23 protein-coding genes are annotated in these 21,629 nt (G+C 58.4%); 12 read left to right on the forward strand and 11 right to left on the reverse strand.

The annotated features are described in order from the left end of the window. Nucleotides 1-48: 48 nt before the first annotated feature. Entirely contained in the window at nucleotides 49-1,053 is a 1,005-nt protein-coding gene (locus LMTR21_RS27630; protein ID WP_065756406.1) for a Kelch repeat-containing protein, read from the forward strand. Here the strand turns inward: LMTR21_RS27630 and LMTR21_RS27635 are convergent. Continuing rightward, complete coding sequence (locus LMTR21_RS27635) at nucleotides 1,050-2,795, reverse strand: right-handed parallel beta-helix repeat-containing protein (RefSeq protein WP_246174286.1); 1,746 nt, start codon at nucleotides 2,793-2,795, stop codon at nucleotides 1,050-1,052. The two genes, LMTR21_RS27630 and LMTR21_RS27635, sit on opposite strands and share 4 nt — an antisense overlap. Here LMTR21_RS27635 and tnpA (LMTR21_RS42050) point away from each other — a divergent pair. The 3 genes from tnpA (LMTR21_RS42050) to tnpC (LMTR21_RS27655) are packed head-to-tail and all read left to right on the forward strand — an operon-like array spanning nucleotide 2,715 to nucleotide 5,091. Further along, nucleotides 2,715-3,035 (forward strand): IS66-like element accessory protein TnpA, encoded by a 321-nt coding sequence (gene tnpA, locus LMTR21_RS42050; RefSeq protein ID WP_065750890.1) that lies wholly within the window; start codon nucleotides 2,715-2,717, stop codon nucleotides 3,033-3,035. The two genes, LMTR21_RS27635 and tnpA (LMTR21_RS42050), sit on opposite strands and share 81 nt — an antisense overlap. Before the next feature lie 23 nt (nucleotides 3,036-3,058). After that, nucleotides 3,059-3,379, forward strand: coding sequence for an IS66 family insertion sequence element accessory protein TnpB (gene tnpB / locus LMTR21_RS27650; protein ID WP_430642467.1), 321 nt, complete (start codon nucleotides 3,059-3,061; stop codon nucleotides 3,377-3,379). Between the two features lie 47 nt (nucleotides 3,380-3,426). Further along, complete coding sequence (gene tnpC / locus LMTR21_RS27655) at nucleotides 3,427-5,091, forward strand: IS66 family transposase (RefSeq protein ID WP_148635933.1); 1,665 nt, start codon at nucleotides 3,427-3,429, stop codon at nucleotides 5,089-5,091. Between the two features lie 16 nt (nucleotides 5,092-5,107). On the opposite strand, the gene LMTR21_RS27660 is transcribed toward tnpC (LMTR21_RS27655), so the two are convergent. The 3 genes from LMTR21_RS27660 to LMTR21_RS27670 are packed head-to-tail and all read right to left on the reverse strand — an operon-like array spanning nucleotide 5,108 to nucleotide 6,224. Then, nucleotides 5,108-5,392: a hypothetical protein gene (locus LMTR21_RS27660; RefSeq protein WP_065755379.1), complete on the reverse strand. Its 285-nt coding sequence runs from the start codon at nucleotides 5,390-5,392 to the stop codon at nucleotides 5,108-5,110. Next, entirely contained in the window at nucleotides 5,389-5,907 is a 519-nt protein-coding gene (locus tag LMTR21_RS27665; RefSeq protein ID WP_065755378.1) for a hypothetical protein, read from the reverse strand. Before LMTR21_RS27665 ends, LMTR21_RS27660 begins: the two co-directional genes overlap by 4 nt. A 47-nt stretch (nucleotides 5,908-5,954) precedes the next feature. Beyond that, a complete protein-coding gene (locus tag LMTR21_RS27670; protein WP_065755377.1) occupies nucleotides 5,955-6,224 on the reverse strand; it encodes a hypothetical protein in 270 nt (89 codons plus the stop codon). 528 nt (nucleotides 6,225-6,752) lie between these two features. On the opposite strand from LMTR21_RS27670, the gene LMTR21_RS27680 reads away from it, so the two are divergent. Beyond that, entirely contained in the window at nucleotides 6,753-7,274 is a 522-nt protein-coding gene (locus LMTR21_RS27680; RefSeq protein ID WP_065755382.1) for a D-glycero-alpha-D-manno-heptose-1,7-bisphosphate 7-phosphatase, read from the forward strand. Between the two features lie 19 nt (nucleotides 7,275-7,293). On the opposite strand, the gene LMTR21_RS42055 is transcribed toward LMTR21_RS27680, so the two are convergent. Continuing rightward, nucleotides 7,294-7,800 carry an O-antigen ligase family protein gene (locus tag LMTR21_RS42055; protein WP_084030876.1) on the reverse strand — a complete coding sequence of 169 codons (507 nt, stop codon included), beginning with the start codon at nucleotides 7,798-7,800 and terminating at the stop codon, nucleotides 7,294-7,296. A gap of 1,175 nt (nucleotides 7,801-8,975) precedes the next feature. Between LMTR21_RS42055 and gmd the strand changes: the two genes are divergently transcribed. From gmd to LMTR21_RS27705, 4 genes are all read left to right on the forward strand, one after another. Next, nucleotides 8,976-10,061, forward strand: coding sequence for a GDP-mannose 4,6-dehydratase (gmd, locus tag LMTR21_RS27690; RefSeq protein WP_065755375.1), 1,086 nt, complete (start codon nucleotides 8,976-8,978; stop codon nucleotides 10,059-10,061). After that, nucleotides 10,042-10,992: a GDP-L-fucose synthase gene (gene fcl / locus LMTR21_RS27695; RefSeq protein ID WP_148636018.1), complete on the forward strand. Its 951-nt coding sequence runs from the start codon at nucleotides 10,042-10,044 to the stop codon at nucleotides 10,990-10,992. Before gmd ends, fcl begins: the two co-directional genes overlap by 20 nt. 324 nt (nucleotides 10,993-11,316) lie before the next feature. Beyond that, on the forward strand, nucleotides 11,317-12,531 hold the full coding sequence (locus LMTR21_RS27700) for a glycosyltransferase family 4 protein (RefSeq protein WP_246174288.1): 1,215 nt from the start codon (nucleotides 11,317-11,319) through the stop codon (nucleotides 12,529-12,531). Between the two features lie 57 nt (nucleotides 12,532-12,588). Then, nucleotides 12,589-13,470, forward strand: a complete 882-nt coding sequence (locus LMTR21_RS27705; protein ID WP_246174290.1) for an NAD-dependent epimerase/dehydratase family protein — start codon at nucleotides 12,589-12,591, stop codon at nucleotides 13,468-13,470. Nucleotides 13,471-13,697: 227 nt separating this feature from the next. On the opposite strand, the gene LMTR21_RS27710 is transcribed toward LMTR21_RS27705, so the two are convergent. Continuing rightward, entirely contained in the window at nucleotides 13,698-14,057 is a 360-nt protein-coding gene (locus LMTR21_RS27710; protein ID WP_141688694.1) for a hypothetical protein, read from the reverse strand. Continuing rightward, nucleotides 14,021-14,629 carry an MBOAT family O-acyltransferase gene (locus LMTR21_RS27715; RefSeq protein WP_141688695.1) on the reverse strand — a complete coding sequence of 203 codons (609 nt, stop codon included), beginning with the start codon at nucleotides 14,627-14,629 and terminating at the stop codon, nucleotides 14,021-14,023. Before LMTR21_RS27715 ends, LMTR21_RS27710 begins: the two co-directional genes overlap by 37 nt. Before the next feature lie 113 nt (nucleotides 14,630-14,742). Here LMTR21_RS27715 and tnpA (LMTR21_RS27720) point away from each other — a divergent pair, with 113 nt between their 5' ends. Genes tnpA (LMTR21_RS27720) through tnpC (LMTR21_RS27730) form a run of 3 tightly spaced genes read left to right on the forward strand, consistent with a single transcriptional unit; the run spans nucleotide 14,743 to nucleotide 17,187 of the window. Next, a complete protein-coding gene (gene tnpA / locus LMTR21_RS27720; RefSeq protein WP_148636019.1) occupies nucleotides 14,743-15,144 on the forward strand; it encodes an IS66-like element accessory protein TnpA in 402 nt (133 codons plus the stop codon). After that, a complete protein-coding gene (tnpB, locus tag LMTR21_RS27725) occupies nucleotides 15,141-15,488 on the forward strand; it encodes an IS66 family insertion sequence element accessory protein TnpB (RefSeq protein ID WP_065756978.1) in 348 nt (115 codons plus the stop codon). Before tnpA (LMTR21_RS27720) ends, tnpB (LMTR21_RS27725) begins: the two co-directional genes overlap by 4 nt. 46 nt (nucleotides 15,489-15,534) lie before the next feature. Then, the gene (gene tnpC / locus LMTR21_RS27730; RefSeq protein WP_065756977.1) at nucleotides 15,535-17,187 is read left to right on the forward strand and encodes an IS66 family transposase; all 1,653 of its coding nucleotides are present in this window, start codon (nucleotides 15,535-15,537) and stop codon (nucleotides 17,185-17,187) included. A gap of 115 nt (nucleotides 17,188-17,302) precedes the next feature. Here tnpC (LMTR21_RS27730) and LMTR21_RS27735 read toward each other — a convergent pair whose 3' ends face one another. The 4 genes from LMTR21_RS27735 to LMTR21_RS27750 form a co-directional block, all read right to left on the reverse strand. After that, nucleotides 17,303-18,217, reverse strand: coding sequence for a class I SAM-dependent methyltransferase (locus tag LMTR21_RS27735; protein WP_065754495.1), 915 nt, complete (start codon nucleotides 18,215-18,217; stop codon nucleotides 17,303-17,305). Nucleotides 18,218-18,422: 205 nt separating this feature from the next. After that, entirely contained in the window at nucleotides 18,423-19,610 is a 1,188-nt protein-coding gene (locus tag LMTR21_RS27740) for a glycosyltransferase family 4 protein (RefSeq protein WP_065754494.1), read from the reverse strand. Continuing rightward, complete coding sequence (locus LMTR21_RS27745; RefSeq protein ID WP_065754493.1) at nucleotides 19,607-20,536, reverse strand: NAD-dependent epimerase/dehydratase family protein; 930 nt, start codon at nucleotides 20,534-20,536, stop codon at nucleotides 19,607-19,609. The genes LMTR21_RS27740 and LMTR21_RS27745 overlap by 4 nt, the downstream gene beginning before the upstream one ends. Then, nucleotides 20,533-21,390 (reverse strand): class I SAM-dependent methyltransferase, encoded by an 858-nt coding sequence (locus LMTR21_RS27750; protein ID WP_065754492.1) that lies wholly within the window; start codon nucleotides 21,388-21,390, stop codon nucleotides 20,533-20,535. Before LMTR21_RS27750 ends, LMTR21_RS27745 begins: the two co-directional genes overlap by 4 nt. Between the last annotated feature and the right edge of the window lie 239 nt (nucleotides 21,391-21,629).

The following is a 21,629-nucleotide window of genomic DNA, read 5'->3' on the forward strand; positions in this document are numbered from 1 at the left end:
GTTGAGATGATAGGGTTCTCGCCCCGAAATTGGCCGGGGAATTGGGAAATGCAACGTTTTTTTCCGCTTGCATTTGCCGCCGCAGTCGCGGGCTTGCTGTTAACATCAGACCAAGCGGCGGCCCCGGCAGTTGCGTGGCAACGAATTGTAGAAACTGCCGCTTGGCCCGCCCGTGACAACGCCGCAGCGGTCAGCTTCAAGGGGTCGGTATGGCTGTTCGGCGGATGGTTCGGGTCTTATAAAGCAACGCCTCGCGACGTGTGGCGATCAACCGATGGCAAGAAATGGACGGAGGTTACCGCACAAGCCCCCTGGGAACACGGTGGCGCTACGATGGCCGCCACGTTCGGCGACCGAATGTTCGTTATGGGTGGGTGGGATCGCGGCCGACTTCCCGGCGCAACAGCCAGCAATCAGGTTTGGTCAACCGCTGACGGGGCGAATTGGGACTTGGTAACATCTTCCGCCGAATGGCCGGCACGAGTGGCCGGTGCCGCAGTCGAATTCAAAGGCAAGCTTTGGCTCATGGGCGGAACCGCCGATGTTTCAGGTGATCCGCAGCGCCTTTACAACGACGTTTGGTCATCTGATGACGGAAAGCATTGGCAACTCGTCACAGCCGCCGCGCCGTGGCCCCCTCGCGCTTTTCATTGCGCAGTGGTGTTCCGCGATCGTATTTGGGTCATTAGCGGCGGCAACTGGCAGATCGGGGACGTCGATCTGAAAAACGATGTTTGGAGTTCAAGCGACGGCGTGACTTGGACACAATCGGCAGCGCCTCCGTGGTCAGATAGGATATGGACGGCGGCAGCGGAGTATCAAGGAAAGCTTTGGGTTGTCGGCGGCTACACGGAAAATGAAGGCGAAGCTAACGCGGGGCGGAACTTGTCCGACGTGTGGTTTTCCTCGGATGGCGAGCATTGGAAACAGTTCGAGGGGGAATTTCCACCCAGGCACGCGCATAACCTAGTCGTTCATGGCGACAGGCTCATAATGCTGGGCGGGCTCGATGCGGCCCTTTATTCCGACGTGTGGGTCCGGTCTCCACCCTAAGCTATTGTTGTATTGGTGGCAGCCGTGACCCCGGTCGAGCCTGTGGTTTCAACACCGGCCGCGAACGTGCCGAACAACGTGTTATCTCGTATGAGACTGGATGACGCCGTGAACCCGTTGAACGTGATCCCCTTGCACGAACTTGCATTCGCGCGGATCGTGTTCGCTTGAACGAGACAGTAGAACAGCTGGAACGTCGAAGTCGGACTGTCGAACACAATGCCGATGGACGCGTTCGCCAATAGCTGTATTTGATTGTTGCGGATGGTGATGTCCGACGTTGAGACGCCTGTATAGCTGCGGCAAGTAATGCCCACGGTCCCAATGTCGCGGATCAGATTATTCTGAATAACAACGTCTCTACCGTCATAAGTCGCGCTCTCGAACACAACACCGCGATCAGCCCCGCGAATGGTGTTGTTCGAAATGTTCAGGCCAGTGTGAAGCTGCGGTGAGGTGTTGCACCAAATTGCATCTCTCGCCGTGTTGACAATGATGTTCCCGGTAACGCTGCACTCATACGCACCGTTCAAGCAGATACCGCCCTTCGTCAGGGTCACGTTGAGCGTGTCCGGCCCTTGGCTCTCGATGAGGTTATTCGCGATGATGCTGCCGGGGAAGGTATTGGCTTGATAGATACCAATCGAGCGAGGGAACAGAATTTTGTTCCCAGTCGTGCGTCCGTACTTGCCAGGAGTAAACGGCACATTCGCGTAAATCTGTATACCGTAAGCACCGACATCGTTGGAAATGCCTTGCTGCCCCGCATTCCATACCGTGTTGTTTTGGATCGTAAAGTTCTGCACTTGGTTTTGGACGACCGCGCCACTCTTGATGTAATCGGCATAAACTACGTTGTCCTCGATCAGCACCTCAGAACACAAATATCCAGGATCGCCGGAGCCGAACACTCCACAAAACGACGATGCAATCGTGATTGTCGCAGGGCCTCGGGCGTTGCCAGCCATGCTCACCGCAATGTTGTCGCGGATGTTGATGTGCGACATGGCGCGGGTTTGGTAGTTCTCGCAGAATACCCAGTAGTCCGCCTTGAAGTTTTCGAAGTAGCAATTTTCGACTAGGAGACCTGTGGCGTTGCCTCCGGTGTACGTGGTGAACCAGATAGCCGCGCCGTTCGCAAACGCGTTTGCCTGACTGTTGCCGAGGAAGCGGACGTTGCGATAGGTGAGCCAGCTTCTGCCGTCAGAGTTGAACACGGACTTCACCACCGACGTTCCGGTCACCTTGATCGCGCCGCCATTGCCTTCGATATGCACCTTGTCGCGGGTAATTACGAGACCGTTAGCCACAAGCGCCGATGCCAGCGGATAGGTGCCGCTGCCAAGCATGGCCGTGACGTTCGTATCCGTGCTGGCGTTGATCGCTGCCACCCACGCCACCAAAGCCGATGTGTCGTCTGTGACGCCATCTCCAACCGCGCCAAAGTCCTTAATGTGGATCACGTCGTGAACGATGGCCCCGCCCGTTGGCGTGTACGCATCCGACGGGGGCCGTCTTGCGTGACGGGTGGCAATTCGCGAAGCGTGTGGCCTTAAGTCTAGCTTTAAGGTCATCAGGCGATGCGGGTCGAGGTTTTGGGTGGGCTGGAGCGGCGGCGGCGCTGGTCGCAGGACGACAAGGCACGGATTGTCGAGGAGACATTGGCGCCGGGCGCGAAGGTGACTGAGGTTGCGCGTCGCAACGGAGTAGCGGCCAGCTTGGTGTTTACCTGGCGTCGACAAGCACGGACATCGGAACAAGTTGTACCATCTTTTACGCCGGTGCAGATCGCTGCCGTAGCGGCATCGGCTGAGGAAACTCCGAGGCTTTTGCCTACGGTTGATGGCCGAGTTCGCTCCGTGGCAGCCGCGCGTACTGGATTGATAGAGATCGATCTCGGCAACCGACGGTGCATCCGGGTGGATGCGCACGTCGATTCGGAGGCGTTGGCGCGGGTCCTCGATGTGCTTGGACGCCGATGATTGCGATACCGGGGAATGTGCGAGTGTGGCTCGCGACAGGCTACACGGATATGCGCAGAGGCTTTCCGTCGCTGGCACTCCAAGTGCAGGAGGTGCTGCACAAAGACCCGCTCAGCGGTCATCTGTTCGTCTTCCGCGGTCGCCGCAGCGATCTTGTGAAGGCGATCTGGCACGATGGCCAGGGAGCCTGCTTGTTCACAAAAAGACTCGAGAGAGGAAAGTTCATCTGGCCATCGGTTGCCGGAGAATCGGTAACGATCTCGCCGGCGCAGTTGAGCTATCTGCTGTCCGGGATCGATTGGCGTAACCCTCAAGAAACCCATCGGCCGACGCGGGTCGGATAGCCGCTTTTACGGTTTGAATCTGCTGCTTGATCTGATTCAATGGCTTCATGATATCGAAGCCGGACGATCTTCCATCGGACCTCGTCAGTGCCCTGGCGGCGCTGCAGGCCGAGCGTGAGGCACGGCTGCGAGCTGAGGCGGTGGCTGCCAACTGGCAGGCGCAAGCCGCGAATGCGCAGGCGCAACTGTCGGATACCGAGGCGCTGATCGCGCATCTCGAGCTGCGGATCGAGAAGCTGAAACGCGAACTGTACGGGCAACGCTCCGAACGCACGGCACGGCTGCTCGAGCAGCTGGAGCTGGAGCTGGAAGAGCTCGTCACCACGGCGAGCGAGGATGAGCTTGCCGCGCAGGCCGCCGCGGCGAAGACGCAGAACGTCCGCCCCTTCATGCGCAAGCGGCCGGTGCGCAAGCCATGGCCGGATGACATCGAACGCGAGCGCGTCGTCATTGAAGCTCCAACGACCTGTGCCTGCTGCGGTGGATCGCGGCTGGCGAAGATCGGTGAGGATGTGACCGGGACGCTGGAGGAGATCCCGCGGCGCTTCAAGCTGATCGAGACGGTACGGGAGAAATTTACCTGCCGCGATTGCGAGAAGATCAGCCAGCCGCCGGCGCCGTTTCATGCCACGCCGCGTGGCTTCATCGGCCCACAATTGCTGGCGACGATGCTGTTCGACAAGTTCGGCATGCATATCCCGCTCAACCGCCAGAGTGCGCGCTTCAAGGCCGAAGGGATCGACCTGCCGTTGTCGACGCTGGCCGATCAGGTCGGCCACGGGACCTTCGCCGTCATGCCGCTCTTCCACTTGATCGAACGCCATGTGCTCGCGGCCGAGCGCCTGCATGGCGATGACACCACCATCCGTATCCTGGCGAAGGGCAAGTGCACGACCGGGCGGATCTGGACTTATGTGCGGGATGACCGGCCCTTCGCCGGGCCTGCGCCGCCGGCGGCGGTCTATTACGCCTCGAGCGACCGACGAGGCGAGCACCCCCAGAAGCATCTGGCCGCCTTCACGGGTATCCTGCAGTGCGACTGTTACAGCGGCTTCGAGCCGCTGTTCGACCCGCAGCGGAAAGTGCTGCCGATGACGCCGGCGTTTTGCTTTGCCCATGCGCGGCGGGGCTTCTTCGAGCTGGCTGACATCGAGAAAAATGCTCGGGAAGGTAAGAAGGGCAAGCCGGTCTCTCCGATCGCGCTGGAGGCGGTCAAGCGCCTCGATGCGTTGTTCGAGATCGAGCGCGCCATCAACGGCCGTGGCGCCGACGAGCGGCGCGCCGTGCGCCAGGAAAACAGCAAGCCGCTTCTCGATGACATGCGCGCCTGGTTGCTGCGTGAGCGCGAAACCCTCTCGCGCTCCTCCGATGTCCTGAAGCCGATCAACTACATGCTCAGGCGCTGGGACGACTTCGCCAGCTTCCTCGACGATGGCAGGATCTGCTTGACCAACAATTGTGCTGAGCGCGCATTGAGAGGCATCGCATTGGGAAGGCGCAACTGGACCTTCGCCGGCAGCCAGCGTGGCGCCAACCGTGCCGCCATCATGCTGACGATGATCACGACCTGTCGCCTCAACGACGTCGATCCCAAGGCTTGGCTCGCCGACGTCCTCGCCCGTATCGCCGATCTTCCCGCTTCGCGTCTGCACGAACTGCTGCCCTGGGAATGGAAACTCCTGCGCCAAGCCGCCGGTCAGCAGGCCGCCTGACCTTCACGCAACGCCATCATAGAGCCCGCCGCGCCCGCGCGCATGCGTCAATCAGGCGGTCTTCGTCGTATGCGTACGTTGGCGTGAACATCGGTTGCCAAGCAAAGCTTGTGTAAACCCGCAATTCATTGGCGGTAGAGTTGTAATACACATCGCCTTCGGTGAGGGGATTGCCCAACGGATCGACGGCAGGGTTGCTTGGAAGCGAACCATACCAGCGGCCTTTGAAGTCATTGAGGCGCGTCAGCGTGTCCGCTGCGTTAGCCAGCACGGCCGGGACAGCATCGACGGCAGCAGTCACATCAGCCGCGATAGCGCCAACTGCGGCAACGGCACCAGAGATGCCCGCGACTGTATCAATTTCCGAAACATGATCCGCAAGCAGAAGCACGTCGCCAAGCAGCGCCGCAAGCTCTGACGGATCAGCCGAGGCCGGGATGGTGATCGCGCGGTCAATGCGCTCCTCAATTGCTGATCGCGCATGGCAGAGAGATCAAGCGCCGCCTCGATCGTCTCCGCGAAGTATGAGCCCTGGTTCTCAAGGTCCGTGTCTTGGGTGAACGGCACATCTCTCAAGATCGTAATCGTCTGCGCAGCGGTCGGTGCGACGGTCGCGGTGATCGAGCCGCCTCCCGCGTCGCCCACACCGGACACGGTATAGTCAGCACCGAGCGTTAGGACGGTCTCAATTCCGGCCTGCGCCCGAATGACCCTGATATGAGCCTCGTTCAAAATGCGGAATTCGTAATCAAAAACCGTCGTCGCACCGTTGCCGATATAGGGGCCGGATTTGTTCTCTTCGCTCGCAACAGTCATGAGGCCCCGCCTTATCGTGGATTGGCGGAACCATAGAAGCCGAACGGTTATTTCTTCGATTTGCCGAGTAGATACTCCAGAGGCGAGACGTCTTCGCCCTCTGACTGCCGCCACGCGGCATCGACAGCGCGGTTGATCTGCGTCGAGGGGATGCCGGTCGCGCCGATCACCGATTTCACCAGGGCCTTATCAACCTCGCCCTGCGCTGCCTGCTTGAGCGGCTTGGTGATTTCCTCAGTGATCGCCCCATACGCACCACCGCCGCCGAACCCGTCGAGAGAGGAACCGGCATCGCGGATAAACGACAGCGTTGACATCACGCCGAGCGCGGTTTGCTTGGGGTCATTGTAGGGTTCCAGTAGTCATGGTCTTGAGGTAACATGGTGGCAGGGAGGCGCATCACGGATGACTTGCCCTAAAGTCGCCAACAAAGGTTCGCTCAACGGAGGTCTTTTCTCAAAGAGCCTGTCCGCAAGCGAAGGTGCGAAAAATACCTTCAGACCCGCACGACCTAAAGTCTACTCAAGCGAGAACCTGGGGCCGCAAGGTCAGCGACCAATTCACGGTGCCACTCTGCCGTGTTCACCACCAGAATCTGCATCAGCACGGCAACGAGAATCCTGGTGGGCGAATCTGCAGATCGCACCGTTACCTATTGCTAAGCAGCTGTGCCCGTGCAGCAGGACGTCTGCGAATGCGTCGGGCAACCTCAGCACCTTTGCAGTATGCACTTGGCCTGCGCGAAAGCTCGAGCCGCTAGACTTGCTTTGCGCCGGCGGAATTCGGATCGCTGGCCCGCCCTTACTGCTATACTCTGGAATGTGTACCTGATTCAGGGCGACGAAATGAAGAAACCAGCAGTTTTCTTTGATAGGGACGGAGTGCTGAACGAGGACAGCGGTTATGTTTTCGAAATCGGCAAGCTTAGGTGGATAGATGGCGCACGCGAAGCAGTAAAGATCGCTAATGACGCGGGGTACTTTGTATTCGTGGTTACGAACCAGTCAGGGGTGGCCAGAGGCCTTTACGAGGAAACTCACGTTGAAGCATTACATAAGTGGATGGCCGACGATTTGGCTATTATCGGAGCTCACATCGATGCGTTCGAATACTGTCCCTACCATCCTGACGCAGTAATAGAGCGGTATCGTCAAATAAGTCTTCGACGCAAGCCTGCACCAGGCATGATCAACGATCTCTTGGAGCGCTTTTCAGTGGATGTCGGTCGCAGCATTCTCATAGGCGACAAATCCACTGATCTAGAAGCGGCAAGAGCTGCTGGCATTCACGGTTGCCTGTATTCGAGCGGCAATCTTGCACAATTCTTGAGACCCCTCTTGCATCTCCATGGGAGCAAGAGTCGCTAGCTCGAACTGTCAGTTACCGTTACATGACTCCGCGCTGAGCTCTGCCTGAGCTCGCAGGCTGATTGGCAAATACCGCCCGCGCCCCCCACACCCAACACGTACATCCAACCCTCGTGAAAATCGAACAGGTGGGAATCAGAAGCGAACTAAAGAAATTCTGACAAACTACGATGGAGCCTACCCACCCCGCCAAACTCGCCTCTCGAAACAAATTGAGATGGAAGTACCACATTGCGTAGAGGATGGTGCAGCCCAAGACGCCCCACTGCACGGCAACCGACAGCGTTTGATTGTGCGGATTTCTGATTGAATCAGCCCAAGCCCCGCTCTTCCCTTCGGCTTCCCTGTCAAATAATAGCTTTGTTGCGCCTGTGCCGTGACCAAACAGCGGGGCTTCAGCAATAGCCCGGATCGAGACGCGCCAGTACTCAAGCCGTTGACCGGTCGATGTTGGCTGGCTGCTCTCTCGATAGTCCCTATACTCGATTGCAATGTACTGGACGCGTTCGCAAATAGCTCGAACCAAACCAGGCGATCACCATCGCAATCGGCAGTCCCATGAACAAGAATAGCCGCATCCTGTTTTGAAAGTGCCAGAACACAAACATTGCCGCTAGCGGGATGATATAGGCGATCGACGTTCGTGCCAGCGCGACGAAATGATGTTGCCTAGGAACGTAGCCGAAAGAAGTCCTAAAGCGGTGGCAATTGCGAAATGGTGTCGTCGGACCTCGGTTACTGCTAGCGAGGCGCATATGAACAAGCAGAGGGCAAATTCTTGATTTTGATCTATGGCATTCCTCACGGGAACGCCTGTCGTGTCAAAGCCGTGAGCGATCGTAAAGCGCCAGGCGGGTGCGACGTAGATTATCCACGAATAGGTGAGTAGCAAAGTACAAGAACTCAGGAAAGCTATGAGCACCCAATTCGCGCGGGTAGAACGCACGAAATGATAAAGGGGAGGATGAGCAACTTCGCTACCGGATTGAGCCCCTGGACTCCCACAGACCATGAGCCATCCACCCAAAGCACCCCGAGGGCGGCCAGAGCGAAGAATGCCAATGGCAACCAATAAGCCTGCCGCCTCAACGAGAGAAGAAATGAGCATGGTTCAACGGTCGGAAGCAATGCAAAGAACCAGACAACCGTGAAAACGGAGACAGCGCTCGTTGACCAGGGTAGCGATGCTGCTACCACGGCCGGGTAGAGGTCGACGCACAGGAGCCAAAATGAGGATCGCGGGGCGAAAAGGAAAACAGAAAGCATCCGACCAGATGCCTTCTTAGTTTGCGTCGCTTCTTCCATTGGTTACTCGTATTGATTCCGTAGAGCTAAGTCGCGTTTATTGGGTATGCAGCTAAGTGTCGGCTTCCAAAATGGCCCAACAGGATCTCTTACACAAGGGACAGACTAAGCTTCAAAGAGCACGAACTCATCCGTCTGCGCACTGTTCGGCGGGCTAGAAAAACTTGTGTTGAGCGGGCCAAGGAATAGAACGGACGCTCCCTCGCGTGTCCTTGAAGAACCGCTTGTCTTATACCGCCATGTGCTTCCATCGGTCTGGCATTCTAAGCAACCCGAATATCAGACAGCGACCCGCAAGCGCGACGGGAAACTGTAAAATTTGGTTACTTCGTACCAAGTTGCACGGATTAACGGAGCCGTGTAATAGGAGCTTAACAATAGTAAAAGGGACTTTCCTTGGATCCTCAGGTTTCTAAGCGACGTGTTGCACTAATCACTGGGATCACCGGGCAAGACGGTGCTTACCTCGCTGAATATCTGCTCGGTCTCGGTTACACCGTGCACGGCATCAAGCGGCGGTCTTCATCATTCAACACGGCGCGGGTTGATCATCTCTACAAGGATCCCCACGCCGGCAACGTGCCGTTCCTGCTGCATTATGGCGACATGACCGACTCGACCAACCTGATCCGGCTGATGCAGCAGATCAGGCCGACCGAGATCTACAACCTCGCCGCCCAGAGCCATGTCGGCGTCAGTTTCGAAAGCCCGGAATACACCGCCAACGCCGACGCCATCGGCGTGCTGCGGCTACTGGAAGCGATCCGCATTCTCGGCATGGAGAAGCAGACGCGGTTCTATCAGGCCTCGACGTCCGAACTCTACGGCCTGGTCCAGGAAGTGCCGCAGAAGGAGACCACGCCGTTCTACCCGCGCTCGCCCTACGGCGTCGCCAAGCTGTACGGCTACTGGATCACGGTGAATTACCGCGAGGCCTATGGCATGTTTGCCTCGAACGGCATCCTGTTCAACCATGAGAGCCCGATCCGCGGCGAGACCTTCGTCACCCGCAAGATCACCCGTAGCGTCGCCCGCATCGAGGTCGGTCTCGAAGACACGCTCTATCTCGGCAATCTCGACGCCAAGCGCGACTGGGGCCATGCCCGCGATTATATCGAGGGCATGCACAAAATCCTGCAGGCGGACGCCCCCGACGACTTCGTGCTGGCGACCGGCGAGACCCGGTCGGTGCGCGAATTCGTCGAGGTGGCGTTTGCCGATGTGGGCCGCCGCATCGAGTGGCGCGGCCAGGGCGTCGACGAGACCGGCGTCGACGCAAAATCCGGCAAGACCATTCTGCGCATCGATCCCGTCTACTTCCGGCCGACCGAGGTCGATCTTCTGGTCGGCGACGCCAGCAAGGCGCGGGACAAGCTCGGCTGGAAGCCCAAAACCTCCTTTGCGCAACTGGTCAAGGAGATGGTCGCGAGCGATCTCGCAGAAGCCCGGCGGGAGGTCGCCAATGGCAAGCCTGCCGTTTGAGCTGAAAGGCAAGACCGTCTACGTCGCCGGCCATCGCGGCATGGTCGGCGCGGCACTGGTGCGCCGGCTGGCTGCGGAACAGGTCGAACTCCTGACCGTGACCCGCAGCGAGGTCGATCTGCGCGATCAGGCTGCGGTCAACGCGTGGTTCGCCGCCAAGCGCCCGCAGGTGGTGTTTCTGGCGGCGGCCAAGGTCGGCGGCATCGTCGCCAACAACACGCTGCGCGCCGAATTCCTCTACGATAATCTGGCGATCGCGGCGAACGTGATCCACGCGGCGCATGTCCATGGCGCCGCGAAGCTGATGTTCCTGGGCTCGTCCTGCATCTATCCCAAACTGGCGCCGCAGCCGCTGCGCGAGGATTGCATGCTGACGGGGCCGCTGGAACCGACCAACGAGCCCTATGCGATTGCCAAGATCGCCGGCATCAAGATGGTGGAGGCCTATCGCAGCCAGTACGGCGCCGACTTCATCAACGTGATGCCGACCAACCTCTATGGCAGCGGCGACAATTATCATCCCGAATACAGCCACGTCGTCGCCGCGCTGATCCGCCGTTTCCACGAGGCAAAGCAATCCGGCGCCAGCGAGGTCGTGGTCTGGGGCACCGGCACGCCGCGGCGGGAATTCCTCTGTGTCGACGATCTCGCCGACGCCTGCATCCATCTGATGAAGACCTATTCGGATAGCGACCTGGTCAATATCGGTACCGGCGAGGACATCACCATCGCCGAGTTCGCCCGCGTGGTCGCGGCGACTGTCGGCTACACTGGCGAGATCGGTTTCGACACCTCACGCCCCGACGGCACGCCGCGCAAGCTGCTCGACGTTAGCCGGCTGGCCAAACTCGGCTGGCGGGCCAGCACCTCCCTCGAGGACGGCATCCGGCTCGCTTACCAGGCGTACTTGAGCCAATCCAAACAAGCGTAAGAGTGACGCTCGTCGGGCTAAGCTCGCTTCGGTAGACCGGCCGCTGTATGGATCACAACTTGCTCTGGATAGAGGCGCCCAGACCGCTGAGATGGGCAGCGCTTGATTAGGCCAACCTCCGATCACGCCGATGGAACCGGCGCGGCAGGCTACTCTGCTTCGACAGAAAGATCGGCTCGGCACAGTCAGCAAGCTCGCCCCAGCAAACCCAAACTGGTGCGAAAATGAGCGACCGTAAGTGGTCTGCCCGTAGAAACACGGCGGCGACGGTGCTAAGGCTTCCGGCCATCGTCCTTCTTCGTCCAGTACTTTAAGATGATGTCAATGAGCGCACCAGGTAAAATCGTCATTGTGAGCCAGTATTACGCTCCTGATCCGAGTACCACAGCGACTTACATGACTGCCATTGCCAATGGGCTCGGGACTGTTAGCGACGTTCTTGTGATCGCCGGAACGCCTAATTCCGCATCGGTGGCCCACGCCGGGAGCGGGCGACCCGTTGTCGCAGAGATAAGAACCCGTACTCCGGAAAAAGATGCGCTGGTACGACGTGCAATTGCCATGGTGCTACTCACTCTCAAGATGTTCTTTGCAACCTTCAAACATGTCACCAAAGATGACGTGGTGCTCTGCGTCACTGCGCCCTTTACACTCCCTTATGCGGTGGTGCTAGCGGCTAAGTTACGCAGAGCGTCAGCAGTTGTTGTGATCTACGACCTCTATCCTGAAGCCTTGATCATGGCAGGTTTCATCCAGCCAACGTCTTTGGTCGCGAGGTCAATTCGTTTTGCCAATGGTATTCTGTTCGGCGCACTCGACTCAATCATAACGATTGGGCGCGACGTCGAAGCGCTTCTGCTCACTTACAAAAGCGTGGTCGATCGCCAGAAGATCAAATTCATTCCGAACTGGGCACTGTTGCCCATAGGATATCGCGAACCAGCCATTGGCAATTCCTTCCGTCGTGGGCTCGATGATAAGCTTGTTGTTGGACTATCAGGGAATTTGGGATTTACGCACAGTCCAAGTACCGTCTACGAGGCCGCCAGATTGTTAAAGGCTGAGACGAACATCCACTTTTTGCTTTCCGGGTGGGGGAGCGGATGGAAGCAGCTGACAGAGCTTTGTGCAACGACCCCCCTTAGCAACGTTACACTGATCGATCCCGTTTCGGAATCCGAACTTGAGCAGTTCCTATCTGCGGCTGACGTCTGGATAATCCCTTATCGCCGCAATGTTGCAGGCGTGTCAGTTCCGAGTCGAGCTTACAATCTGCTTGCAGTCGGACGGCCAATCATCGTTGCTTCCGAAGCTAATTCAGAGGCAGCTTTGATGTTGAAGGAAGAGGATATTGGTTGGGTCGTAAAACCGGAAGATGCGCTCGACCTCTCAGAGGCCATTCGATCGGCGGCGTCCGACCGCGCGGAGACGCTAACAAAAGGTCGCCGCGCCGTTCTCGCTGCACGACGCTATACCCACGATCGTGCACTCGCTTCATATCGACAAATCATGAGCGATCTCATGCTTAACCGCTCATAACGTGCCATGGCCCCGACCGTTCTTGTAACTGGCGCCGATGGATTTGTGGGACGTCACATGGTATCGGCCTTGACCCGGGCTGGCTGGCACGTCCGCTGCGCCCAACGCTCGGTCGGATCTACAACCCCAAACGCAAACATTATATCGGGGCTGGAACTGGGGTCGTCGACCAATTGGCAACCGGCCCTTACCGGAGTGCAGGCGGTCGTGCATCTTGCAGCGCGTGCACACCGATCCAAAACCACTCAGAAACGTGAGAGCGATTTATATTTTTCTATCAATGTCGAGGGCACCATCCAACTTGCCCGCAGCGCCATTGCAGCCGGTGTACGAGATTTCATTTTTCTCAGTAGTATCGCGGTCAATGGCAGCACAACCGATGGACGAAAGCCGTTTTGCGAGCAGGACAGCATCGCGCCAGATACCGTCTATGGAAAATCAAAGGCCATCGCGGAGCAGCGTCTTTCGGACCTAGCCTCAAACAGCAAAATGTCTATAACTGCCATTCGCGCACCGATGATTTACGGCGCCGGCGCAGTCGGTAACTTTGGCAGACTTAGGTCGGCGGTCCGTGCCGGCGTACCGCTCCCCTTTGGGTTCATTAGAAATCGGCGCGCCTTCCTCGGAATAGACAATCTGACTTCGTTTGTTCACCATCGCTTGGGGACATCGGATCTCTCGAACTTTGAAGTCTTTCTTTTGGCCGACAATGAGCACGTTTCAACGCCGGAGTTCGTTCGGCTGCTGGCCCGAGCATGCGCGCGACCGCCCCGTCTCTTGCCTATTCCGGTTTCATTGCTACGTGTACCAATGAACTATTTGGGACTAGGTGACGCTCTGATCGGCTCCCTGGAAATGGATGCAAGAAAAGCAAATGCAACCGGATGGCATTGTCCACTGACCCTGGCTGAGGGACTTTCGCGCTCTATAAACCCATAGCCGGATCGTATTGGATTTGTGTTCACTCCGAGAATGTTGAGTACGCATGCTCCTTCGGCTGATGTTGCAAATGCGTTCAATGAACAGGCAAGCTGTATCCCTGCATCGCCGTGTTGCTTCCACCGAGTTACAGGCTACAATGTTCTGCTGGTCGGCTGTTCTCGCTTGGTGCGTTCTGCTTGAGACGTAACTCACTGCGCCGTCAAGCGGCCTAGCGGATACGCCCCTTACTGTGCGGCCGCGTTTGGACTGCTTATCAGCTCGCGGCGTTTCTCAATGGGCAAACTTAGACGCAAACCAGCATTGGCGCGCCAACGCCGCCAAAAGTCGATCAACGAACTGGCCTTGTAAGGCGAATTGAAATTGACGGGCAATTGAACCCCGAACATCCAGGCGATACCAATCGCCATTTCCGAGTAGGACGAAAAGTCAAAAAAGATCTGTAGTGAATAGGCGAGCAGAGCTGAAATGGCATCGGCTTGGCTGGCCATCCCGCCGCTCTGCAAATTGGATACGGTTTGATCGACCATGGGGCCAAGCCCGTCCGCAATCACCACTTCTTGAACAATGCAAAGCAGAACAGGCACAGTCCAGTAGTCCAGTGAAAAACCCGCTCGGATGAATTGACCCCAGCGCAGCTGAGCTGAGGGAGCAGTTCACGATAACGGATGATCGGACCGACAATCAGCTTGAGGAAAAATGTGACGAACGCGAAGTACTGGAGAAAATCGCCTCGGGCGACTTTCTTGGACCGCACATCGGAGAGAAAGGAAATTTGCTCGAAGGTGATAAAGGAGAGCGCGAGTGGCAGCACGATATGCGGGAGCGTCCAGCCGGCGTGAAAGAGGCTGTTACCATTGGCGACGGCAAAGTCGGCATACTTGAAGACACCCAAAAGGAGTAGATTGAAAGCGACGCCACATCCGAAGAGGGCCTTGCTTCGATTCTTCTCAAGTCGGGTAGCGATCGCAAAATTGACGCCGGCCCGACAAGAATCAAGGCGTAGTCGGCGCGTAACCAACCATAGAACACCAACGAGCAAACTATCATAGTCAGAAGGAAGGCTCGTTGGCCGATGCGCCCGGCCAAGGCGAGCACAACAATCGTTGTCCACAAAAATACAAAAAAGTGGTAGCTCGAAAACAGCATTGTGTGTCAAGACGCCGTTCTATTCGCACTTCATCGTGATTCGGCGTATCCCTCCGCCAAAGGCCGCCTTGTTCGACGAACGCGATCGCTGCAGGTCCTAGGGGTAATCCTAGGAGAAGCGCTATGACGATTTCGCGTGCGGAGGTGATCACATCGGTCGAGCGGCGGCGCCGGTGGTCGCAGGATGAGAAGGAGCGGCTCGTTGCAGCATCGCTCGGGCCCGGAGCCAGCGTTTCCGAGGTGGCCCGCCTGGCCGGCCTTCATGTGAGCCAGCTGTTCAGGTGGCGCAAAGAGCTTTGCAAGCACGGTGAAACGAGTAGAGCGCCGTTCGTGCCGGTCGCGATTGGGCCGTCTGTGCCGCCGCCGGAGGTGGCCGAAGCGCCGTTGACGACGACGGCGGCGCGTCGACGGAAGAGCCAGGGCATCATCGAGATTGATCTTGGTAGCGGGCACCGGATCCGGGTCGATGGCGACGTTGATGGAGACGCACTGCGTCGCGTTCTCGATGCTTTGGTACGCCGATGATCCCGGTTCCGACGGGCGCGCGAGTGTGGCTCGCGACAGGCTACACGGACATGCGCCGAGGCTTTCCGTCGTTGGCACTCCAAGTGCAGGAGGTGCTGCGCAAGGACCCGCTCAGCGGTCATCTGTTCGTGTTCCGCGGTCGCCGAAGCGATCTTGTGAAGGTGATCTGGCACGATGGCCAGGGGGCATGCCTGTTTACCAAGAGACTCGAGAGAGGAAGGTTCATCTGGCCAACGGTTGCGGGCGAAGCAGTGACGATCTCACCGGCGCAGATGAACTACCTGTTGTCCGGAATCGATTGGCGCAACCCTCAAGATACGCTGCGACCAACGCGGGTCGGATAGCCGTTTTACGGTTTGAATCTGCAACGTGATCTGATTCAATGGCTTCATGACATCGAAGCCGGACGACCTTCCATCGGACCTCGTGAGTGCCCTGGCGGCGCTGCAGGCCGAGCGTGAGGCGCGGCTGCAAGCCGAGGCGGTAGCCGCCAGTGCGCGGGCGGAGCTGTCGGCCAACGAGGCGCTGATCGTGCATCTTGAGCTGCGGATCGAGAAGCTCAAGCGCGAACTGTACGGGCAGCGCTCCGAGCGCACGGCGCGGCTGATCGAGCAATTGGAATTGGAGCTCGAAGAACTTGTCACCACGGCGAGCGAGGACGAGCTTGCCGCTCAGGCCGCCGCGGCGAAAAGCCAGAGCGTGCGCGCCTTCACGCGTCGGCGGCCGGTGCGCAAGCCCTGGCCGGACGACATCGAACGCGAGCGCGTCGTCATCGAGGCCCCGACGAGCTGTGCATGCTGCGGCGGATCGCGCCTGGCGAAGCTGGGCGAGGATGTGACCGAGACGTTGGAGGAGATCCCGCGTCGGTTCAAGCTGATCGAGACGGTGCGGGAAAAGTTCACCTGCCGCGATTGCGAGAAGATCAGCCAGCCGCCGGCACCGTTCCATGCCACGCCGCGCGGCTTCATCGGTCCGCAACTGCTGGCGACGATCTTGTTCGACAAGTTCGGCATGCATATCCCACTCAATCGCCAGAGCGTGCGCTTTAAGGCTGAGAGGATCGATTTGCCGCTATCGACACTGGCCGACCAGGTCGGCCACGGAACCCTTGCCGTCATGCCGCTGTTCCAGCTGATCGAGCGTCATGTGCTCGCGGCTGATCGCCTTCATGGCGACGACACCACCATCCGCATCCTGGCCAAGAGCAAGTGCACGACCGGGCGAATCTGGACCTATGTACGGGATGACCGGCCCTACGGTGGGCCTGCGCCGCCGGCGGCGGCCTATTACGCCTCGAGCGACCGACGGGGCGAACATCCCCAGAAGCATCTGGCCGCCTTCGCCGGTATCCTGCAGGCGGATTGCTATAGCGGCTTCGATCCGTTGTTCGACCCACAAAGGAAAGCGATGCCGATCACGCCGGCATTTTGCCTGGCCCATGCGCGGCGGGGCTTCTTCGAGCTGGCCGACATCGAGAAAACCGCCCGGGACCCACAGAAAGGCAAACCGGTCTCCCCGATCGCGCTGGAGGCGGTCAGGCGTCTTGACGCCCTGTTCGAGATCGAGCGCGCCATCAACGGCCGCAGTGCCGACGAGCGGCGTGCCGTACGCCAGGAGCTGAGCAAGCCGCTGCTCGATGACATGCACGTCTGGCTGCTCCGCGAGCGGGAAACCCTATCGCGCTCCTCCGAGGTCCTGAAGCCCATGAACTACATGCTCAGGCGCTGGGACGACTTCGCCCGCTTCCTCGACGATGGCAGGATCTGCCTCAGCAATAACGCCGCTGAAAGAGCGTTGCGCGGCATCGCGTTGGGCAGGCGCAACTGGACCTTTGCCGGCAGCCTGCGCGGCGCCGACCGCGCCGCCATCATGCTGACCATGATCACGACCTGTCGCCTCAACGACGTCGATCCCAAGGCCTGGCTCGCCGATGTCCTCGCCCGTATCGCCGATCTTCCCGCTTCGCGTCTGCACGAACTGCTGCCCTGGGAATGGAAGCTTTTGCGGCAGGCCAGCGAGCCCACCGATCAGCAGGCCGCCTGACCTGCACGCAACGCAATCATAGTGCTCGCCGCGCTCCCGCGCATGCGTCAATCCGGCGGCCTTCGTCGTATGCGTACGATTCGGCTTGGAGAATTCAGTTTGGTTGCCTCGACCTCTAAAGGGCCTTCAGGCTTGGTCTGAGCGGCTCGGGGTCCTTAGCTTGACGACTCTTGCTATCTTCATCGATGGTCCGATTTCGCGTCGGCGAAGCCACAAGTAGGTTCCATCCATAAAGGCCGCTGAAGATCGACTTTGTTTTTTGGTCAATTCGATCGATCGCGGCCATTCGCGCTCTGCTGCAAATTCTTTCGGACAAAGCGAGAGCATCCACGTGCACGCCGAGCTTCCGAAGTATTCTGCCGCCAAGCGTCAACGGCAGCTGCACAAGGGCGGCCGCCGTATTGGCAAGAAAGCCAATTTCCATGTCATGCTGAAGGACCTCATATCCAGCGCTTTCAACGATCTCTTTCCACTTTTTCGGTGAATTTCGCTGCAAGTGAGGCTCACCGGGTCGCATGTAGCGTTTAGTGGCTCGGGCAAGTAGAAGATCGAACCGAAACGCTAACTCGAATAGCGTGCGGCCATTTGGCACCGTTATAAAAATCTTTCCATCGTCAGTTAGGTGAGGTTCAATCAGGCGCAAGACAGCTGCTGGGTACTGGAGGTGTTCGAGAACATCAAAACATGTAACTAACGCAAACTTTTGGTCAGAGATTTGGGAAAGCCCATCGGTCAAATCGCTCGCAGCTATTATACGGTGCAAGCTTCCATTTGCTGGCCAATCATAACCGCTCTTATAAGCCGACATTAACTCGCTATCTATGTCGATCGAGGTTACATTGAAGCCCCGCATGGCAAGGTCGAAACTTTCTCGTAGCGATCCAGCGCCGAAATCAAGCGCGTTCTGTCCGACAGGAATGGTGGCAATCACCTTCGAAAAGGTCGACCATCGATACTCAATGCCGCGAGTATTGCAGCCTTCGATCTTGGAGATGTCGTCTACGCGATCAAAAGTCTTGGTTAGCGTCATCGGATTGCCCCGAACGAGCGATTCTCACAAGAATGCAAGATCAAGGAAAGACCATCTTTCCTTCAATTCCGCAAGGTTTTCGCATTTGCCTCGAAATACTTCAATTGCTAGCCCGTCGAAGGCTTTATTTGATTTGAGCGCTGCGCTGCCCGGATCTCTCGAGATGGATGCAAACAAGGCCCGCCCGGCGGGGTGGAACCATTGTTCACCTTGAAGGAAGGCCTTGTGCGGGCTGTAACGCACGCCGGATAGTATGCGCAAAATCTGCAGCGAACATCGATACCCGTGCATCGAGGTCCGGGAGGAGGTTTCGGACTGATACGGGCTCAGGATCCAGAATGGCAGCCATGAGATGGTCCGCCAAGGCAACAGGATCGTCTGTCCCGAAATAGCGTGCGCTGCCGGCCGTCTGCTCGCGATGAACGTCGAGGTCGGACAAGATCATTGGCACACCGAATGACTTCGCCTCCTCAACGGTCGTGCTCCAGCCCTCGAAACGCGACGGATTAATCAGCGCCGCCGATGCGCGCAGCAGCGCATAGACGTGAGGTAACGGAATCATTCCGAGGTAGCGGAATTTCTTTGCAAGCCCGCGCTCATCAACCTGCGTCATAATGCTGGTGAAATAATCGGGTTCGCGAGGATCACCCCTGCTGCCCGATGTGGCAATGACAGCATCGATCCCGCGTTTCGCCAGAATGGTTAAGGCATCGACGACGACCTGATGATTCTTGTGGCGCCAGAACTGGTTCGGCAGATAGAAGTATTTCGCGGGTAGATCGTATCTCTTGATGACGTCGAGGGGGTCCGCGATAAGAAGTTCGGGTGCCGGTTGCGTCGCGAACCGGACAACGGACGTCTTACCTACCACCGCCGGATAAAATCTCTGGTAGTCGCGCAGCGCGCTTTCGCTGCTCAGCATGATGGTACGGCCGGACGCGATCTGTACGCGAAAGCCGATCTCGCGGCGCCATCGTGCTGTTGGGGAAAAGAGTTGTGGCAACCGCCGATGCTGAAAATCCGGAAACCAGGCGACGGCCGGATAAGGCAGGCGCCAGCCAAAAAAACGCGCGCTTTCAAACACAACGTCGATGTTCTGATCCCGGAATGCAGCAACCGCCGCGCCGTCCAGTCCGAACGTCAAGGCTGTGGAAAGACCGGCGCTACGCCGGTCAAATGCGCTCGCTTGCACTACCTCGACATCGGGTACTTCAGAAAGGCCGGCGAGATCATTGGCGTCCGCGGTAGTGCCGGCAAAAACCACCGGTGCCAATTCGCCGCGGCGATATCGATGCAGTGCCGCAAACAGATTGCGCTGGTAGTTGTAGCCACCGGCCCAAAGCTGGCGCGAAATAAACGTAAATGCTAGGCGTAGCGGGCCACGATCGTTCAACGGACCTGATCCTTGAACCAGGCGACATAGTCCGCAAGCCCCTGCGTCACCGGTATCTGCCAGGCAAACGACAGGGCACGCATCTGTGTGCCGTCAGCCACCAAGCTGAAGGGGTCGCCGGGCCGGACCACGCCGGAAAACCGCACAGCAATGTCGCCTCCCCAAGCTTCCGACAGCATGCAGGCGATGTCGGCCACCGTTGTGCCAACACCCGATCCACCATTGATGACCTGAAAGCTTTCGCGCTGCGGTTGCCCCTCGATCATTACTAGCAGCCGCGCCACATCACGGACGTCGGTCCAATCACGCACTTCGGCGCCGGTTCCACCCAGCGTCAGCACTTGTTCGCCGCCGTGCAAGCGCGAACACAGATCCCACAGCAATTGTTTCCGCAGATGAGGCCCGTATACTGAGAACAATCGGGCAACCGTGCTGTGCAATCCAAACGTCACCGCGTAGCTGCGGCACAATTGCTCCATCATCAGCTTGTGCTGACCGTAGGGCGACATCGGAACCGTCGCGGCGCGCTCGGAGATCGGCCCCTTGTGTTCAGCGCCATAGACCGCCGCGCTCGATGCAACGATCAGCCGGCATTCCGGCGCTGAGCTGCGCAGCCACTCCAGCAGCCGCGCGGTGCTGGCAACTGTACGAGAGAAATCCTCAAAGGGTTGCGCGATCGACTGCCCGACCGAAGACCCGCCGGCCAGATGGAAGATCGTCGACGGCAATCCGCCGCGCGCGGCCAGAGCGTTGAGATTGGTAGCGTCGATCTCGCCGTTCAGCCAGAGTTGCAGGCCAATTCGGTGTTTCTGGGGGTCCTCAAGCGCACCATGCCCGACACCGTGGACCGTATGCCCGCGGTCGGCCAGAGCCCGCGCAAGGGACCGGCCGATGAAACCGTTCGCGCCCGTAATCCAAACCGTCATACCGGCGCCTTATGGGCCACAAAGGAGTAAAGCCGACCGGGCCTATGGTCGAAACGTTCTGCTACCGACAACATCACGTCAAAGATGCGATCCGAACGAAGGGCCGCACGCCATAGTGGAGCAACTGGCAATTTCCGCGACAGTTTTTGAACAACAATATCGTGCAGGCTATCAAGCGTGTACGGAAACAGATTGATCGGACTCTTCAGCGGCTTGAGCACGTCGACAGGAGCGAAGCCTGCGCCGGTCAGTGCACCGATATATCGCTCAAGCAGAAAAGCGTGTTCTCCGCCATAAAGATGGTGCAGCGGATGCTGATCAAGGAATTGTCCGAGATCAGCTTCCCTGCTGATCACGTGCTCGCGTGCCGCGATGAAAATTCCACCTGGCTTGAGCACACGATGCATTTCCCGGCATGCGCCCTCCAGATCGCTAGTATGGTGCAGGACAGCGCGCGCAAACACTAGGTCGAAGGCTGCATCGGCAAACGGCAAACGTTCGGAGAACTCCTCCACCACTTCGATGGGTAGCCTACTGTCGACCGCAAGCTGGCGGATCGCCGCGGCGCCGACCATGGCGCTGGGATCTGGCTCAAGCGCAGTCACTGCAAATCCTTCCCGCGCGAGCGCGTAGCTCGCGATCCCGCGACCCGCGCCCACATCCAACGCCGTACCGCTGCGGCCTTGGAGAAGCTGGGAGACCGCCTGCCACTCGCCGCTGGCGCGATAACGCTGCGCCGCCGCGATTAGCGGATCGTCGTAGAAAGCGTCGAGAATCAACTCGCGTCGTTCCGGCTGATCGCGCAGCCAAGCCACGGCGGCTTCCCAAGTTCCAAACTGCGCCTCACGTGCCATCAGTTTCCCCTTAGTCCCAGCAAGTGCAAGAAAGAACTGAGCAATTGCTCATACCAATTCTGCTCATACCAATTCCTGGAATTTCGTCGCCCAATGACGTTCTTTGCTATAGCGGTCCAGGACCATGGCGCAACCCGCTTTAGCGACTGAATTTACCCAGGAACCCTGCTCAACGAGGCGTTTGATCCCCGGAATACGGAATATGTAATGTCAAGTGTCGGCTGAAACCGCCTTACTGC

Source organism: Bradyrhizobium paxllaeri (assembly GCF_001693515.2).
In the GTDB taxonomy this organism is placed as follows: domain Bacteria; phylum Pseudomonadota; class Alphaproteobacteria; order Rhizobiales; family Xanthobacteraceae; genus Bradyrhizobium; species Bradyrhizobium paxllaeri.